The sequence below is a fragment of the Trinickia mobilis genome, assembly GCF_017315705.1.
Taxonomy (GTDB): domain Bacteria; phylum Pseudomonadota; class Gammaproteobacteria; order Burkholderiales; family Burkholderiaceae; genus Trinickia_A; species Trinickia_A mobilis.
Genome location: NZ_JAFLRF010000049.1, coordinates 20674 through 36939 on the forward strand (window position 1 = coordinate 20674; position 16266 = coordinate 36939).

Genomic DNA, 16266 nt, shown 5'->3' on the forward strand with positions numbered 1-16266 from the left:
CGATCACCCGGAAGCGCGGTGCGTACTGAGCGTCACGATGGCCGGCTGGCGGGCGGCGCCGCTCAGATTTCTGTAATGCGCAATAGATTGGTCGTGCCGGCCTTGCCAAACGGCATGCCTGCCGCAATGGCGACCTGATCGCCCTCACGGACCACGCCTTCCCGCATGGCGATTCCGCGCGCGACGGTGACCATTTCATCGATTGATTCGATATCCGCACTGACGGTGGAATGCACGCCCCACACCAGCGCCAGGCGCCGTGCCGTGGCAAGCCGCGGCGCGATGCTGAGAATCGGCGCCAGCGGACGCTGCCGCGCCGCGCGCAGGCTCGTGAGGCCGGACGTCGTATAGGTGATCGTGGCCGCCGCGCCGAGCGTGTGCGCGACATTGCGCAGCGCCGCACAGATTGCGTCGCCACGCGTCGGCAGCGGGAGTTCCTCGTGAGCGTCGATGAGGCTCCGATACAACGGATCACGCTCGGCTTCGCCGATGATCCGGTCCATGATCGATACGGCCGGGACCGGATAGCTGCCGCTCGCGGACTCCGCCGACAGCATGACCGCGTCGGCCCCGTCGAAGATCGCGGTCGCAACGTCGGACGCCTCGGCGCGTGTGGGCACCGGCGCCGAGATCATCGACTCGAGCATCTGAGTCGCGACGATCACCGGCTTGCCGTGATCGCGACACGCGCGAATGATCCGCTTCTGCACGCCCGGCACGCGCTCGGGCGGCAGCTCGACGCCCAGGTCGCCGCGCGCCACCATGACAGCGTCCGAAACTTTGACGATCTCGTCCAGCTGTTCAAGCGCCGCGGGCTTTTCGAGCTTCGCCATCAACCATGCGCGATCGCCTACCCGCGCACGGGCCTCGATCATGTCTTGCGGGCGTTGAACGAACGACAGAGCGATCCAATCCGCCCCCAGGGACAGAGCGAATTCAAGATCGACCAGGTCCTTTGCTGTCAGCGCCGGGATCGGCAGAACGGCGTCGGGTACGTTGACTCCTTTGCGGTCCGACAACACGCCGCCGTGCGTGACGCGTGTGCGGATCGACTCGCCGTCGCTGTCGAGCACTTCGAGTCGAAGCTTGCCGTCATCGAGCAGCAGCGATTGGCCGCGCTTCACTGCCTCGAACAGCTCCGGGTGAGGCAGACAGACCCGCTCGGCATCGCCAACAGCAGGGTTTCGGTCAAGCACGAATCGCGCGCCGGACGTCAGCGTGACTTTGCCCGACGCAAAAGTGCCGACCCGCAATTTGGGGCCCTGCATGTCGGCGAGGACCGCGATCGGCCGGCCGGACACGCGCTCGACCTCCCGCACGATTTCATAACGGCGTCGATGGTCATCGTGCGAGCCATGGCTGAAGTTCAGCCGAAACACGTCCACACCGGCATTGAAGAGATCGGTAATCGTTTGGAGGTCGGAGGTTGCAGGCCCGAGGGTTGCAACAATCTTGGCTTTTCGTAGGCGAGGCATGGTGGGTCATCGGAATGAACAGCGGTTAGCGCCGACTTGCGAGTGCGGCATGGCTCATCACTTGCTGGCGATTTCATGGCTGGACAGCAATTCGATCACCCGGCACAACGCGGAGTGGTCAAGCTTGCTCATGCCGTTCGCGGCACAGGCGTTCATCAGTTCCTGCGCGGATGCGGTATGAGGCATGGAAACGCCAAGCGCCTTGGCGCCCTGCAAGGCGAGGTTGAGATCCTTCTGGTGCAGCTCGATGCGAAAGCCCGGATCGAAGGTGCGCTTGATCATCCGCTCGCCATGCACTTCGAGAATCCGCGACGCCGCGAAGCCGCCCATCAGTGCCTGGCGCACTTTCACCGGATCCGCGCCGGCCTTCGACGCAAACAGCAACGCTTCCGACACCGCCTGGATGTTCAGAGCGACGATGATCTGATTGGCCACCTTGGTGGTCTGGCCGTCGCCGTTGCCGCCGACGAGCGTGATGTTCTTGCCCATCAATTCAAATAGAGGCTTGACCTTGTCGAACGCCTCCTGCGGGCCGCCGACCATGATCGTCAGCGATGCGGCCTTTGCCCCCACTTCGCCACCCGATACCGGCGCATCGAGGTACTGGCTGCCTAGCACATTGATTCGCGTCGCGAATTCCTTCGTCGCAAGCGGCGAAATCGAACTCATGTCGACCACGATCTGGCCGGCGCCGAGCCCCTTCGCCACGCCATCGTCGGCAAACAGCACGGCTTCGACATGCGGCGTGTCAGGCACCATCACGATCACGATCTCGCTCTCGCGCGCGACCTCCTCCCCGCAGAGACAGACCTTGCCGCCAGCCGCCACGAGCGCGTCGGGCACCGGATTGCGGTCGTGCAGAAACAGTTGGTGACCGCCTCGTTGCAGGTTGGCCGCCATCGGGGCGCCCATGATGCCAAGGCCAATGAATCCCACTTTAGCCATAATGTCCTCTTCTGAATGTTCAGGCTTTGCAAAAGACCGTTGGGAGCAAGTTTCCCGTCGGAAGGTCAAACGAGCCCCTCGGGGTTGACGCAATTCTGCGGCCGTTCTCCGTTGAGAACGCTGAGCACGTTCCCGACCGCGATGTTGCCCATCGCAATTCGCGTTTCGATGGTGGCTGACGCGATATGCGGGACGACGACGACATTCTCGAGTTCCGACAGCCCGTCCGCGAGGTCCGGCTCGTTCTCGAACACATCGAGCCCCGCGCCCCAAATCATCTTTTCCCGCAGCGCAGTGACAAGCGCGCGCTCGTCGACGAGCGGACCACGCGCGGCATTGATCAGGACTGCCGTTTTCTTCATCAGAGCAAACTCTCGCGCGCCGAGATAATGCCGGGTCTCCGGCGTCAGGGGCAGATGCAGCGACAGGAAATCCGCTTCGCGCAGCAGGGTTTCCTTATCCACGAAGGTGGCGCCTAGTTCGTCCTCGAGCATTCGATTCGGATGCGCGTCGGTGTAGATGACCTTCATGTCGAACGCCTTCGCCTTACGGGCGAACTTCGCGCCGATCCGCCCGAGGCCAGCCACGCCAACCGTCTTGTGGTCGATATCCTGGCCGATGAAGGCCATGGGCGCCCAGCCTTCCCAACGGCCCGCGCGCACATAGCGCTCCGCTTCCGAAATGCGGCGCGTGACCGCGAAGAGCAGCGCCCATGCGTGAGCCGCCGTTGCGTCGTCGAGCACACCGGGAGTATTGGTCATGACGATCTTGCGCGCCGTGGCCGCCGCGACGTCGAAGTTGTTGAACCCCACCGCGTAGTTCGCGAAGATTCGGCACTGCGGTCCGGCAGCGTCGAGGACCTCTGCGTCGACGGTATCGGTGAGCAGCGTGATGACCGCGTCGCGGCCCCGCACGGCCTCGAGCAGCTCGTCGCGTGTGAGCGCGCGGTCGTGCGGGTTGACTTCGACGTGGTGAACGGCGCGCAGCGCATCGATGTTTTGCTGCGGAATCATTCGGGTAACGTAGATATTCGCGTGAGCCATGAATCGTTCTCTAACTGAAATTTTGAAAATAGAAGCACCGATCAACCGGCAAGGCCCAGCAGCCCGGCGGCCACCTGCTCGGCCAGCGCCTGGTCGTCGGCCGGCGCGAGCCCGCTTACGCCAATTGCACCGAGCACTCGCCCGTGCACGTCGGCAAGCAACGCACCGCCCGGCAGCGCGGTAAGCAGCGGGTCGCAAAAAAAGCCGATTGGCACATCGTCGGCCCGCAGCCGTTCGAGGAAGGCAACGGTGCTCGTACCCATCCGGGTACAGGTGTAAGCCTTCTGCTGTGCGAGCTGAATGCTGCGGACGGGCGCCCCGTCCATCCGACTGAACGCGATCAGAAAACCCAATGCGTCGCACACGGCAACGCAAACCGGCTTGCTGTACGCACTGTGCGCATGCGTGCATGCGGCTGCGAGCAGTTTGTCGGCAATCTCCAACGATAGGCTCTGCATGGTCTTCTCTCCTTTTCTGACTTAGCCCTGGTTGACGGCACGCTGCGACTCGTCGAGCTCGGCTCGACCTTCTTCATTGACGAGCGCAGCGCTCGGAGCGACGCCGGAACGACTCCGGGTGCGCTTGTAAACCCACGCGGTCAGCATCGGAGTGAGTACCGCGGTCACGATCACCGACGCGGCGACCTGAACGGTCGCGGCTGGCGCGATAGCCGCGTAGCTGTGGTCGGAAAGCGCGATGGCCTGCGGCGTACCGGCAGCATTGCCCGCCGTGCTCGACGCAGCGGCACCCGCGACGCCGGTGCCGCCGAGCAGGCGGTCGGCGGCGATACAGACGAAGCCGGTGACCACGAACACGGCAATACCCAGGACGATGCCCGGCGTGCCGGCCGTGAAGACCGATTTGAGGTTGATCCCCTGCCCCAGTGTAAAAGCCATGAACGGCACGATAAGCGGCTCGTGCTTGCTGAAGAAATCGCGCAGCTCGCGGTCGAGATTGCCGAGAATGGCACCGGCGAAGATGGGCGCAATGACCGATAGCATCGTCAGCCACGGAATGTTCGCGAGGCCCGCTCCCACCAGCACCAGCATCGTCACGAAGGGGCCGGTCTCGATGCTTTGCGCCACGTACGTACCGGAGTCTTCCTTATTGCCGAATGCGCTTGTCAGCGCGAGAAACATCCCGCCATTGGTGTCGTTCATCGCGGCAAGAATCGCCAGTGTCGACAAGCCGAGGAGATTGCCGTGGAACAGGTGCGCGACTGCGAGCGCGAGCGCGATCGCAATGCCGACCTTGGCGAACAAGATGCCGAAGCCGCGCTTGAGCATGGCTGGCGCGGCGTGCAGCGTCATTTTGGTGCCGACCGTGAAGAGGTACATGGCGAGCACCGTCGGGTAACCGACATTGGTCAGCGCCTGCGTGAACCCGCCGATCTTCAATGCATTCGGAATGAAAGTGTTAATTGCCATACCGATAAAGAGCGGCACGACCATCAGGCCGCCGGGCACTTTGTTGATAGTCTGAAATATGCGCATGATGCGTTCATCTCCTTGGGTACTGCATGAGTCCCTGGCGACGCCGTCGGCGCCGCCTCTCCTGGTGGTGCTCCGTCGTGTCCTCCGCGTGCGCGGGTGCGCCGCCTGGAGCTGGCAGCGAAAAGCGGTCGTGCACACTCGCCCGGTGCAGCGTTCGATCATCAGCACTTGCGTGCCAGCGGTATCGGGCGAGTTGCCTTGCATAACTATTTCAGGATTACGAAACGTCAGAATCGGTTTCTTCAATGCGGCGCCGCGCATGCCGCACAAGCGCTACAAAAGCGCGAGGTCCACGGATACGAGCCCTGCTATCCGGCCGCTGGCGGTGCCCGCGGTCTTCGGGAAGAACATCCCGGAGTAGGAGCCGGTCGTCACGACCATGTCCGGCGTGAGCGCGATGCCGCGCCGTTGCGTGCAGTGGTTGACGAGCCACGGGAGCAGCCTGCGCGGATCGCCGGCGGGGTTCGCAGGGCGCTCCTCAGCGATATCTGCGCCCTCGAACTGAAAGCGCAGCGCCGGCGCGACGAACGGAAAGTCCTCCTGATAAGGCACCCACTCGCCCACCACAAGCGCGCCGTGATTCTGCAGATCGGCGAGTTGCGCGAGCTTGTCCACCTTGGGCCACGCAGCGTACCGGCTTGCCACGATCTCGATGGCCGCCGCCATCGATCCGATCGCCGCATGCACCTCTTCATCCGGATAGGGGTCGCTGCGCGCCTCGAACGCTCGAGCAAAGCGGAATGCAATTTCCAGCTCGAGTCCGAGCGGCGTGAACGCGCGGCGCGGCAGTCGCGTGCCGCTCACATGCAGATCGCCGGCCGGCAGCGGCGCACCCTGAATCGGACCCGTCGGCGATTTCGCACCGACCTTCCAACCGCCGGTCCGCGCGCCACGCAGCGCCAGAACTTGGTGCTGGATCGCGTATGCGGCATCGGCGTCGGAGGGTGCGAGGTCGGCAGGCAAGGCCTCGATGACGGTGTGATCGCCGCGCGCCTGTGCGAGACGGCGGCTCAGAATGGTTTGGTCGGTCATGGTCGGTTGTGCTGCAGAAGTAAAGTCACACGCCAGCCTGTTGGGCCGGCTGAGCGCCGGGGGCGGCGCTGAATTCGAACTTCCATTCGGGCTGCATGCGCGACGCGAGGACTACGCCGAGCGCCATGAGCGCCATGCTGACTACGAACGGCAGCTCCCAGTTGCCGAAGCGATCGATCAGAAAGCCCGACGCCACAGGCGAAATGATCGCTGCGAGAGCCGAGCCCGTGTTCATCATCCCGCTCGCAGTGCCGGAATGCTCCTGCGCGATGTCCATTGGAATCGCCCACATCGGACCGATCGTCATCTCCGAGAAGAAGAAGCCCGCGGCAAGACACGTCATCGACAGATACAGGTCGTGCACGAACATCAACGGCACGAGCGAGACGAGCGTGAGCAGCATGCAGACAGACACCATCCAACTGCGTGCACGCTTCAGGCTGCCGGTATGGCGGTAGAGCTTGTCGGTCACGATCCCGCCCAGCGTGTCGCCCACTACGCCCGCAAAGAAGACCACCGAGGCAAACAGCGCGGACTTCTGCAGATCGAGGTGGTAGCTGTGCAGGAAGTACTGGGGTATCCAGCTCAGGAACAGCCACAGCGTCCAGCCGTAGCAGAAATAGACGATCGTGACGGGCGCCATGCGCTTGAAGAGCCGTCCCCACGGCACGCGCGGGGCCTTCGGCTTCGGCACGGGCAGAACGTCGAGTTCAGTGCGGGTGATGCGCGGGTGATCCGCCGGATGCTCGGTAAAGGTCAAGGCCCAGGCCACGACCCAGAGGAGGCTCATCACGCCGCTGATGTAGAACGCTTCACGCCATCCCCAGTGCACCATGACGATGACGATAATGCCCGGCGCGACCGCATTGCCGATGCGCGACGCGGCATGCGTGATGCCCTGTGCAAAGCCGCGCTTTTCCTTCGCTACCCAGCGCGCCATGGCCGTGGTCGAGGCGGGAAACGTCGCGCCCTCGCCGAGCCCGAGCAAGAGGCGCGCGGCGAGCATCGACATCAGGCCGCCCGCGAGACCGGTCAGCAACGTCGCCAATGCCCAGAGCGCACCACAGAAGATCAGCGTGCGTTTCGCGCCGAAGCGGTCGCTGATCCAGCCGCCGATGATCTGAAACGCGAGATACGGATACGCAAACGCCGAGAAAACCAGACCGATCTCCGTATGAGAAAGATGAAATTCCTTGCCGAACCCGGCCGCCGCCGTACTGACGTTGACTCGGTCGAGGTAAGTGATGAAGTACATGATGCATAGCATCACGAGAACAACGCTGGTCGCGCGAGTCGCACGAAACCGCTTCATGATCTGTCTCCGTTGCTTTAGGTCAACGCGCCCAAAATGGCACACCGGGTCCGGCTCGATGAGCGTTCGCTCACGAACATTTCGCTTTAAGCCACTACGTTCCGGACGTAGCTTGAGTTGAATCGTGAAAATGCGGCGCTACGGGATGCCGTTGCATGATGCGTGGCGAGAACGCGCGCACCATGCTCGTGCGACTGCGGGTGCAGTTGAAAAAGGCCGGGAGGCGATCTCTACCCCCCGTGACGCGTCAAGCGATCGATCAGGCGGCTGCCTTGAGCGTGTTCGCCTTTGGCTGCGAAGCAAGGAAAGCCATGGCCTCCCCAACGCCGCTTGCGGCGAGCGGCACGCCGGCGAGCTTCAACCCCATCTCGCAGCCCGCAAGCGTCGCCATCAGCGTGAGGTCGTTGCAGTCGCCGAGATGGCCGATACGGAACATGCGCCCCTTCAATTTGCCGAGGCCGGTGCCGAGCGACATGTCGAAACGCTCATAAATCGTCTTGCGCACCGCGTCCGCGTCGATGCCCTCCGGCGTCATCACACCAGTCAGCACCGGCGAGTACACGGCGGGATCGACGCACTGGATTTCGAGGCCCCACGCGCGAACCGCGCGGCGGCACGCTTCGGCGAGACGCTGGTGGCGCGCGAATACGTTGTCCGGGCCCTCGCCGAGGATCATTTCGAGCGCTTCCGACAAGCCGTACAGCAGGTTCGTATTCGGTGTGTACGGCCAATAACCGGTCTTGTTCGCCTCGAGGATCTCCGTCCAGTCCCAAAAGCTGCGCGGTAGCCTGGCCGTCTTGCTCGCTTCGATCGCTTTCGGCGACAGCGCGTTGAAGCTGATGCCGGGCGGCAGCATCAATCCCTTTTGCGAACCGGAGACGGTGACATCAACGCCCCACTCGTCATGCCGATAATCGGCGGACGCGAGGCCCGAGATCGTGTCGACGAGCAGCAAGGCTGGGTGACCCGCCGCGTCGATCGCGTGGCGAACCGCGGCGATGTTCGACGTGACGCCCGTCGACGTCTCGTTGTGCACCACGCAAACAGCCTTGATCGTGCGCTGAGTGTCGGCGCGCAGACGCGCTTCGATCCGTTGCGCATCGACACCGCGCCGCCATCCCTCGATACCCGGCAGCCCGAGGAACTCCGGCTTCAGCCCAAGGCCTTCGGCCATCTTCTTCCAGAGCGTCGCGAAGTGGCCCGTTTCGTACATGAGCACCGTGTCGCCCGGGCTCAGCGTGTTCGACAACGCCGCCTCCCATGCCCCCGTCCCCGACGCCGGATAGATCACGACCGGATGCTGCGTCTTGAAGATCTTCTTGATCCCCTCCAGGACCTTCAGCCCCAGCGCGCCGAATTCAGGACCTCGATGATCGATGGTCGCGTAGCTTATTGCCCGCAGAATGCGGTCGGGCACGGGGCTGGGCCCGGGAATCTGCAGGAAGTGGCGGCCAGCGGGGTGAAAGTCTAGCGTGAGCATCAGTCTTGTCCAGTTGAATTTTGCATTCAAAATACTTTAGCACTGGAATCCGGGAAGAGGAAGAAGAACTTGCCGCGACGGCTAAGGGGTATACCCGGTGGGGCTGGACGGGACCCGATGCTCGAACGTGAGCGATGCGGTAAGATGGAACAAGGGACAAATAAAGGATTTTGTATGCAAACGACATCCACTCAGCAGGAGCAGGCTTCGCTGCGCCTGCTTCCGAAGGTAGAGCGGCAGCGGTTGCACGACACGGTGGTCGAGCATCTGCGCGGCTTTATCGTCGAAGGCGTGCTCGCGCCGGGAACGAAGCTCAACGAGCGCGAGCTGTGCGAGACGCTTGGCATTTCACGCACGCCGCTGCGCGAAGCGTTCAAGGTGTTGGCGGCCGAGGGGCTGATCGAGATTTCGCAGAACCGGGGCGCGACGGTGTCGCGCATGACCGAAGCCGAAATCCGGGAGACATTCGAAGTGATGAGCGGGCTGGAAGCGTTCTCAGGGGAACTGGCGTGCCAGCGCATCACGCCGGCCGAACTCGCGGAGATCAAGGCGCTGCATTACGCGATGCTTGCGTGCCGCGCGCAGAACGACTTGCCCGGCTACTACAGCCGCAATCAGGAGATTCACGACCGGATCAACGAAGCCGCACGCAACACGGTTCTTCGACAGACGTACGTGGCGGTGAACCGGCGGCTCCAGGCCCTTCGGTTCCGCTCGAATTTCCAGACCCAGAAGTGGGACAGCGCAGTTCACGATCACGACGAAATGCTGAAGGCACTCGATGCGCGCGATGGCAAGCGTCTCGCCGAAATTCTTCGCCAGCACCTGCTCGACAAGCGGGACGCAATATTGCAGCCAGGTCAAGGCAACGAGCCTTGACTCACCCGCACTTGCTTGTCGTACGCTGTGGCCATGTATGCGCGCTGCGGCCGCGACTTTGTGTGTCGCCAGCAAACCTGATTCTTTCAGGACAAGCCAGGCCGGCGTGTACAGGTCCGACGCTGACGACCTCCTATGCCTCGATGCTCGGTACCCCAGCGATGACGGGCCGTACCCAGCGCACGGTTCGACCGACTCAATCACCTGCCCTGCCCGGCGTCATGCCAGGGAAAACACTCCCCAATCATTCCCGCTGAATGGGAATCGATTTTTTGATTTCTGGGAGTGGTGTGGCATGCTGGCGTCATCGATTCGGTTTTCATCCTCCAAGTGAAACAGGAACCAGGTGTCACCGGCGCAGAACGCCTGCTGCTGGTGCTCTCGGCACTCGCGAGCCATGGCAAGGCCATGTGCGTCAAGGACATGCAAGGCTCCACGGGCCTCGCGCAGAGCACGCTTTACCGCCAGATTGCGATGCTCAAGCGCTGGGGCTTCGTGACAGAAGACGCCGGCTACTACGCGCCTGGCCCGATCAGCCTGCAGCTTGCGCTCGGCTTCGACGTCAATTCGCTGCTGGTCGAAGCGAGCCGCGAACGCATGCTTCAGCTCGCACTGGCGTCGCAGGAGAGCGTCGGGCTCCTCGTCGCGGTCAACGACCGGGTGGTCTGCCTCGAAATGATCGAGAGCACCCACTCGCTGCGCTGCTCGTTCGAGAAAGGGCGTGCGGTTCCGCTCAAGGCGGGCGCCTCCGCCAAGTCGCTGCTCGCGTTCCTGCCCGAGAAGGCGCGTGCCGAAACGCTCGATCGCGTATTCGCTGGCGACGCAGCAGGACGTGCCGCGATCGAAACGGAGTTGGTCCAGATACGCGCGAGAGGATACGCGGTGAGCGACGGCGAAGTCGATCCGGGCGTATGGGGCGTGAGCGCGCCCGTGTTCCGGCGCGTTCCGCGCGGCGCGGTCGCGAACGCTTCGATCACCTTGATGGCGCCGTCGTCGCGTGTCGCGGGACGAGAGCTGCAACTCGCCGACTGGACGTTGCGCACTGCGAACGCCATTTCTGCCCGCCTGCAAGCCGAGTGATGCCTATACCTGAACCTGAAAGTCCCGAACAATCCACAGAGGAGCCCAACCATGAAACTGCATAAAGTGCTGTCTGCCGCGTGCCTGACCGTCGCCATGTTTGCCGCCGCTGCCCCAGGCACGGCTGGCGCGCAAGCCCAGAGCGTCCTTCAGGTCGCGACCGACGCGACGTTCCCGCCGATGGAGTTTACGCAAGACGGCCAGCGCACCGGCTTCGACGTCGATCTCATGAATGCGCTCGCCAAGGTGATGGGCAAGCAGGTCCAGTGGACCGACATCGACTTCAAGGGCCTGATTCCGGGGCTGATCGCGCATCGCTTCGACGTCGCGATCTCGGCCATCTACATCACACCTGAACGCAGCCAGGTAGTGGATTTCACCCAACCGTACTTCGCGGGGGGCCTCGTTGCGCTCGTCAAGGCCGACTCGCCGATCAAGACGCTCGCCGATCTCGACGGCAAGAAGGTTTCGGTGCAGGTCGGGACGAAGTCAGTGAACTTCCTGCGCGACAATTACCCGAAGGTCACGCGCGTGGAAGTCGAGAAGAACGAGGAGATGTTCGACCTCGTCGGCATCGGCCGGGTCGATGCCGTAGTAACCGGCAAGCCCGCTGCGTACCAGTTCGCGCGCACTCGCGCGGGTTTTCGCGTGCTCGACACAGAGCTGACGAAAGAAGCCTATGGCATCGCCGTGCGCAAGGACGAACCGCAACTGCGTGAAGCGCTCAACGCAGCGCTTGCGAAGATCAAGGCGGACGGCACCTATGCCCAGATCGTGAACAAGTGGTTCGGCACGAGCGCGAAGTAACCCCGCCGATCTCACCCATGCAACTCGACTTCTCTCCGGCGATCGCCGGTTGGGCCGACATCGCACACGGCGCGCTGGTCACGGTGGAAGTGACCGCCGCGTCGCTCGTGCTCAGCTGCATGCTCGGGCTGCTGATCGGCATCGGCCGGCTCGCGCCGCAACGGCGCTTGATTTACGGCTTCTGCACGGGCTATCTCATCTTCTTTCGGGGTACGCCGCTGCTCGTGCAGCTGTTTCTGCTGTTCTTCGGCCTGCCGCAGTTCAACATCCTCTTGCCCGCGTTCGTATGCGGCATGCTGGGGCTCGGTCTCTATTCGGCCGCTTACGTGTCCGAGATCGTACGCGGCGCGATCCAGTCCGTCGATCGCGGGCAGATGGAGGCAGCGCGCTCCATCGGCATGTCGTCGGGGCAAGCCATGCGCGCGATCATCCTTCCGCAGGCGGTGGTTCGCATGATTCCGCCGCTCGGCAACGAATTCATCGCGCTCATCAAGAATTCCGCGCTCGTTTCGCTGTTGACAATCGACGATCTGATGCATGAAGGCCAGAAGATCATTAGCGTTTCGTACCGCTCGTTAGAGGTGTATCTCGTGATCGCGCTCGTCTATCTCGTGCTCACGCAGACGACCAACTATGTGCTGCATCGCGCCGAGCGCCGTCTGCGCGCAGGAGGAATGGTTCAATGAGCGCGAAATCCGACCCGATCGTTCGCATTCGCGGACTGATAAAATCGTTCGGCTCGCATCGCGTGCTCAACGGCATCGATTTCGACATCGAGCCGCAGCAAGTGGTAGTGGTGATCGGCCCGAGCGGATCGGGCAAGAGCACGTTCCTGCGCTGCTGCAACGGCCTCGAGCAGCCCGAGGGCGGCGCCATCGATATCTGCGGCCATCGCCTCGTCGAAGACGGGACGATGCTCAAGGACCGTGCGCTGAATGCGCTGCGCACGGAAGTCGGCATGGTGTTCCAGTCGTTCAACCTCTTCCCGCATCTCTCGGTGCTGCACAACATCACAGTCGGGCCGCGCATGTTGCGCGGCGCGTCGAAGGGGCAGGCCGAGGCGGCCGCGCTTGCGCTGCTCGAGAAAGTCGGGCTCGCGCACAAGGCACACGTCATGCCTGCGAGTCTCTCAGGCGGCCAGAAGCAGCGCGTCGCGATCGCGCGCGCCCTTGCGATGCAGCCGCGCGTGATGCTGTTCGACGAGCCAACCTCCGCGCTGGACCCGGAACTCGTCGGTGAAGTCTTGCAGGTGATGAAGCTGCTGGCCTCCGAGGGCATGACCATGGTGGTCGTCACGCACGAGATGGGCTTCGCGAAGGAAGTGGCCGACGTCGTGGTGGTGATCGACGGCGGAGAGATCGTCGAGGCGGGACCGCCTTCGACAATCTTCACTTCGCCGGCGCAGCCGCGCACGCGGACCTTCCTGCAAGCGGTGCTGGCGCGCGCATGAGCCAGTCGTTCGCGACCGGCCTCTCGATGAAGAAGAAGATCAAAATACACAGTGCCGCCAACTCATACTCGACTATTCTTAGCGATACGGACCGGCGGATCCGTCGAATGCATGTCGGGCGACATGAGAGCCAGAGGCAAACGTCTGGCTACAGCGTACCAAGTTGAAAGGAGAATCGCATTATGAAGATGCTACTTACGGTCGAGATCCCTCACGAGCCCTTCAACTCCCTCGTCAGAAGCGGGAAGGCGGAGGAGATTATTGGACGTATCCTGGAAACTATCAAACCGGAGGCGGTGTACTTCACTGAGCAAGACGGCATGCGCTGCGGGATCTTCCTGATCGACGTACAAAATTCATCCGACATTCCCGCTTTTGCGGAGCCCTTTTATCTCAACTTCCAGGCCAACTGCAAGTTCCGCCTTGTGATGAGCCCCGAGGATCTGCAAAAGGCCGGTCTGCCGGAACTCGGGAAGAAGTGGGCGTGATGAACGGTCAGTGAGATCGGTAACGTACGCCCCAATCCGCCCGCTGAACCCACTTCCGTTACCGGAACCCGGGATTTCCTCAACACACACGGGGTGAACGGGCGGCCTTCCGATGATCTGTGATGCCCGAAGAAGACAGGCTTGTCTGCGGTGTAGCGCACCCGCGAAAATCATGCTTTGAAGCGCTCCAGAACGTCCTCGCCGAGCGTCAGCCCATGCCCGACTGCATCGCGTGCGATCAGGTTTCCGTGGACAGTCTCCGGCCATCCAGTAAACAACGGCTCAAGCAAGGGAAAGTCTTCAAGCCACGTCAAATTTGGACAAGCGTAGCCTAAGTGAACAAACAAGCCCGGCAAAAAATGAGGGGAAACTTCGACGCCGAACGCATGAGCGACGCGCGAGACCTCTAATGCGGGTGTCATTCCTCCAATCATCGCAAGGTCCGGTTGGATCACGCCGCATAAACCCTCCGTCAGAAAGGGTAGCGCGCTTTTCACACCTTGGAGGTGTTCGCCGAGGGCGGCCAGACGCGGAAAGGCCCGAGCTATCGCGCGGTAACCTGCCACGTCATCCGATGGTAGCGGTTCTTCCACGAAGAGATAGCCGCACTCTCGCGCAATGCTCATCACTCGTTGAGCTTGGGACGCTGTGCACTTCTCGTTGATGTCGCACATCAGCTCTAGTCCCGGCGGTGCCGCGTCGCGAACCGCCTCCAGCACTTCCCTCCCGGACCTGCTGCCGTCGATGCGCGGCTTGACGGCCTTGAATCCCGCCTCGGCGTGCATTTTGGTAACGTCTGCGGCTTCGCGAGGACTTTGCCTCGCGTTGTATTTTCCACTGCCGTACACCGGAATGGCTCGCGACGTGCCGCCCAATGTAATGCCGAGAACTTCACCCCGCTCACGGGAATAGGCATCCCAGCACGCGACATCGATGGCAGCAATCGCGATATTGTTTGGTCCCGGGCCGGTTCGGTTGAACGTCGCATGCATCCTTCGCCAAGTAGCCGCAGGATGGTCGAGCTTTGTATTGACGATGCTTTCCGCCAACAGCTCGGCTGAGGTATAGGCCGCCTTGCCGCTGCCGCTCAGGACGTACGAAAACCCTAAGCCGCTAGCTCCGGACGCCAGCAAGAGTTCCGTTATCAATACGTCCACGCTTGAAACACCTGAGCCGCCCACGGGCGAGCGAAGCGGGAAATGCAGGAGATGATTCCTTATCTGCGCGATCGTCATCTTTGGTCCTCACTCGACTGCGCTGCTGCGTCAATAAAGGATACGCTGTCGACACAGCCACGCCGGCCAACTTTCCAATGGCCCATCCAAAGTATCGATAACGCACACTGCCAGATTGCTATTCCGGCATGCCTTGGCCGGTCGTCTCAGGAAGCAGCCACGGGATAATCAGCCCAAGTGCATAGCATGCACCCATCGTAAGTGCGGCGTGCGATACTCCGCCGAACGTCTTGATCATCGAACCGGAGATGATGGGGAATACCCACGCAATCAGACGTGCGGCGTTGAATACAAAGCTAATTGCAGTCGAGCGTACGGTCGACGTGAACAGCTCGGCAGGGTAGATCGCCATCCAGACGTATGCACATCCGAGCGTGAAAAACCCGTTTATCGGAGCGATGATCTCCATGGATGCAATGGAGCTGGTGTACTGATACGTAATGATAGTTGTAGTAAGCGCGCCGACGAAGGTAAGAAACAAAAAAACTCGCCGTCCGATGAAGTCAACGATGAAGCCGGCCAACAGGTAGGCCACGATCGCGCCCGTAGTGTAGAAGATGGATATCCTCGTGCCCCACGACGCTGCGTCGGATATCCCTTGCGCTTTTGCCAGACTCACTGTGAAGGTTGGCAGCCAAGTGGAAATCGCCCACCAGCCCACCGTAGAGATGATCGAGAGCACCAGTGTGAGAAGGGTGCTCCATTCGCTACCCATGGCGAGTCCCGTGAGAAAGCGCAATGCGCAAAGGACAACGAATGTCGAGGAAAACGCGGTCAACCCCGAAAACAGCGCATACAGAAGCACCGACCATAGCATCATCGTCTTCCGGCCGACGTAGTCGGCCATGATGCCACCAACAAGACCTCCGACGCCCCAGCCGAGCAAGGTGATGCCGAGCACGGCTCCGGCGTAGAGGGGCGTCGAGATTGCCTGCTCCGGCGTCTAAAGCGATTTCAGCATTGGAGCAAGAACGACAACGACGGCGAGAGCCTCGAAGCCGTCAAAAATCCACCCCAAAAAGCCCCCCCGAAGGACACGCCAGTGGTCGGCCGTAAGGCCGACGTACCAGCGCGCCTTTGTCGGCATCGCAAGTCGTGTCTTTTCCATATTGCCTACTCCCGGAGGAAAGACTTGTTGTTGTCCGCAGCGTGCTCCGTGTCCCGCTTCGTTAGGCAGTGCCTTCGTTTTGCCTGCCTACTGCTAGCCCTGATTGCGTCCATACTCACGTTTAGTCGACGGATACCGCAATCGACTCTCCTGTCGGCGCCATACTATGCGGCGCTGTCTCGCGAGGATCTATCAACAGCCAGCAAAACGCTGCCGAAAGGAGCGCGATCACTGCGGCAACAAGCACGGGTCCCAGGTAACCGTATGCCAAACTGCTCCGGGCGACTGACAAGCCGCCGCCATATGGCTGCATCTGCAGTGCTGCGGCCCGGACATTGCCATTCGCGATATAGCGCGTTATAACCATGCGGGAGTCCACGCTTGCGTTCGGGAACCGTGCCAAAACACTCGCGGATATGCGATAGAACAACACTGCACC

The 16266-nt window shown here is 62.0% G+C and carries 16 protein-coding genes and 1 pseudogene; 6 read left to right on the top strand and 11 right to left on the bottom strand.

The window, feature by feature from the left end; genetic code table 11:
• Window positions 1–62: 62 nt before the first annotated feature.
• The 8 genes from pyk to J3489_RS32900 all read right to left on the bottom strand — a co-directional run bounded on the left by pyk (window position 63) and on the right by J3489_RS32900 (window position 8780).
• Window positions 63–1475 carry a pyruvate kinase gene (gene pyk, locus J3489_RS32865; protein ID WP_207004995.1) on the bottom strand — a complete coding sequence of 471 codons (1413 nt, stop codon included), beginning with the start codon at window positions 1473–1475 and terminating at the stop codon, window positions 63–65.
• Window positions 1476–1532: 57 nt separating this feature from the next.
• Window positions 1533–2420, bottom strand: coding sequence for a 2-hydroxy-3-oxopropionate reductase (glxR, locus tag J3489_RS32870; RefSeq protein ID WP_207004996.1), 888 nt, complete (start codon window positions 2418–2420; stop codon window positions 1533–1535).
• A gap of 65 nt (window positions 2421–2485) precedes the next feature.
• Complete coding sequence (locus tag J3489_RS32875) at window positions 2486–3463, bottom strand: 2-hydroxyacid dehydrogenase (protein WP_207004997.1); 978 nt, start codon at window positions 3461–3463, stop codon at window positions 2486–2488.
• Window positions 3464–3504: 41 nt separating this feature from the next.
• A complete protein-coding gene (locus J3489_RS32880; RefSeq protein ID WP_207004998.1) occupies window positions 3505–3921 on the bottom strand; it encodes a GlcG/HbpS family heme-binding protein in 417 nt (138 codons plus the stop codon).
• A 21-nt stretch (window positions 3922–3942) separates the two neighbouring features.
• Window positions 3943–4956 carry a 2-keto-3-deoxygluconate permease gene (locus J3489_RS32885; protein ID WP_207004999.1) on the bottom strand — a complete coding sequence of 338 codons (1014 nt, stop codon included), beginning with the start codon at window positions 4954–4956 and terminating at the stop codon, window positions 3943–3945.
• A gap of 273 nt (window positions 4957–5229) precedes the next feature.
• Window positions 5230–5988, bottom strand: coding sequence for a 2-keto-4-pentenoate hydratase (locus tag J3489_RS32890; protein ID WP_207005000.1), 759 nt, complete (start codon window positions 5986–5988; stop codon window positions 5230–5232).
• 25 nt (window positions 5989–6013) lie between these two features.
• On the bottom strand, window positions 6014–7300 hold the full coding sequence (locus J3489_RS32895) for an MFS transporter (protein WP_207005001.1): 1287 nt from the start codon (window positions 7298–7300) through the stop codon (window positions 6014–6016).
• A gap of 259 nt (window positions 7301–7559) precedes the next feature.
• Window positions 7560–8780, bottom strand: a complete 1221-nt coding sequence (locus tag J3489_RS32900) for a pyridoxal-phosphate-dependent aminotransferase family protein (RefSeq protein ID WP_207005002.1) — start codon at window positions 8778–8780, stop codon at window positions 7560–7562.
• 174 nt (window positions 8781–8954) lie between these two features.
• Between J3489_RS32900 and J3489_RS32905 the strand changes: the two genes are divergently transcribed.
• The 6 genes from J3489_RS32905 to J3489_RS32930 all read left to right on the top strand — a co-directional run bounded on the left by J3489_RS32905 (window position 8955) and on the right by J3489_RS32930 (window position 13484).
• Window positions 8955–9659, top strand: coding sequence for a GntR family transcriptional regulator (locus J3489_RS32905; protein ID WP_207005003.1), 705 nt, complete (start codon window positions 8955–8957; stop codon window positions 9657–9659).
• Window positions 9660–9989: 330 nt separating this feature from the next.
• Complete coding sequence (locus J3489_RS32910) at window positions 9990–10739, top strand: IclR family transcriptional regulator (protein ID WP_207005004.1); 750 nt, start codon at window positions 9990–9992, stop codon at window positions 10737–10739.
• Between the two features lie 51 nt (window positions 10740–10790).
• Window positions 10791–11546: a transporter substrate-binding domain-containing protein gene (locus J3489_RS32915; protein ID WP_207005005.1), complete on the top strand. Its 756-nt coding sequence runs from the start codon at window positions 10791–10793 to the stop codon at window positions 11544–11546.
• A gap of 17 nt (window positions 11547–11563) precedes the next feature.
• On the top strand, window positions 11564–12232 hold the full coding sequence (locus J3489_RS32920) for an amino acid ABC transporter permease (protein WP_207005006.1): 669 nt from the start codon (window positions 11564–11566) through the stop codon (window positions 12230–12232).
• Window positions 12229–12996, top strand: coding sequence for an amino acid ABC transporter ATP-binding protein (locus tag J3489_RS32925; protein ID WP_242540493.1), 768 nt, complete (start codon window positions 12229–12231; stop codon window positions 12994–12996). Before J3489_RS32920 ends, J3489_RS32925 begins: the two co-directional genes overlap by 4 nt.
• A gap of 182 nt (window positions 12997–13178) precedes the next feature.
• A complete protein-coding gene (locus tag J3489_RS32930) occupies window positions 13179–13484 on the top strand; it encodes a panthothenate synthetase (RefSeq protein ID WP_207005007.1) in 306 nt (101 codons plus the stop codon).
• Window positions 13485–13654: 170 nt separating this feature from the next.
• On the opposite strand, the gene J3489_RS32935 is transcribed toward J3489_RS32930, so the two are convergent.
• From J3489_RS32935 to J3489_RS32945, 3 genes and pseudogenes are all read right to left on the bottom strand, one after another.
• Window positions 13655–14719: a mandelate racemase/muconate lactonizing enzyme family protein gene (locus J3489_RS32935; RefSeq protein WP_207005008.1), complete on the bottom strand. Its 1065-nt coding sequence runs from the start codon at window positions 14717–14719 to the stop codon at window positions 13655–13657.
• Between the two features lie 118 nt (window positions 14720–14837).
• A complete protein-coding gene (locus J3489_RS32940; protein ID WP_309491459.1) occupies window positions 14838–15647 on the bottom strand; it encodes an MFS transporter in 810 nt (269 codons plus the stop codon).
• Between the two features lie 301 nt (window positions 15648–15948).
• A pseudogene (locus J3489_RS32945) lies at window positions 15949–16266 on the bottom strand (hypothetical protein); the annotation flags it as partial.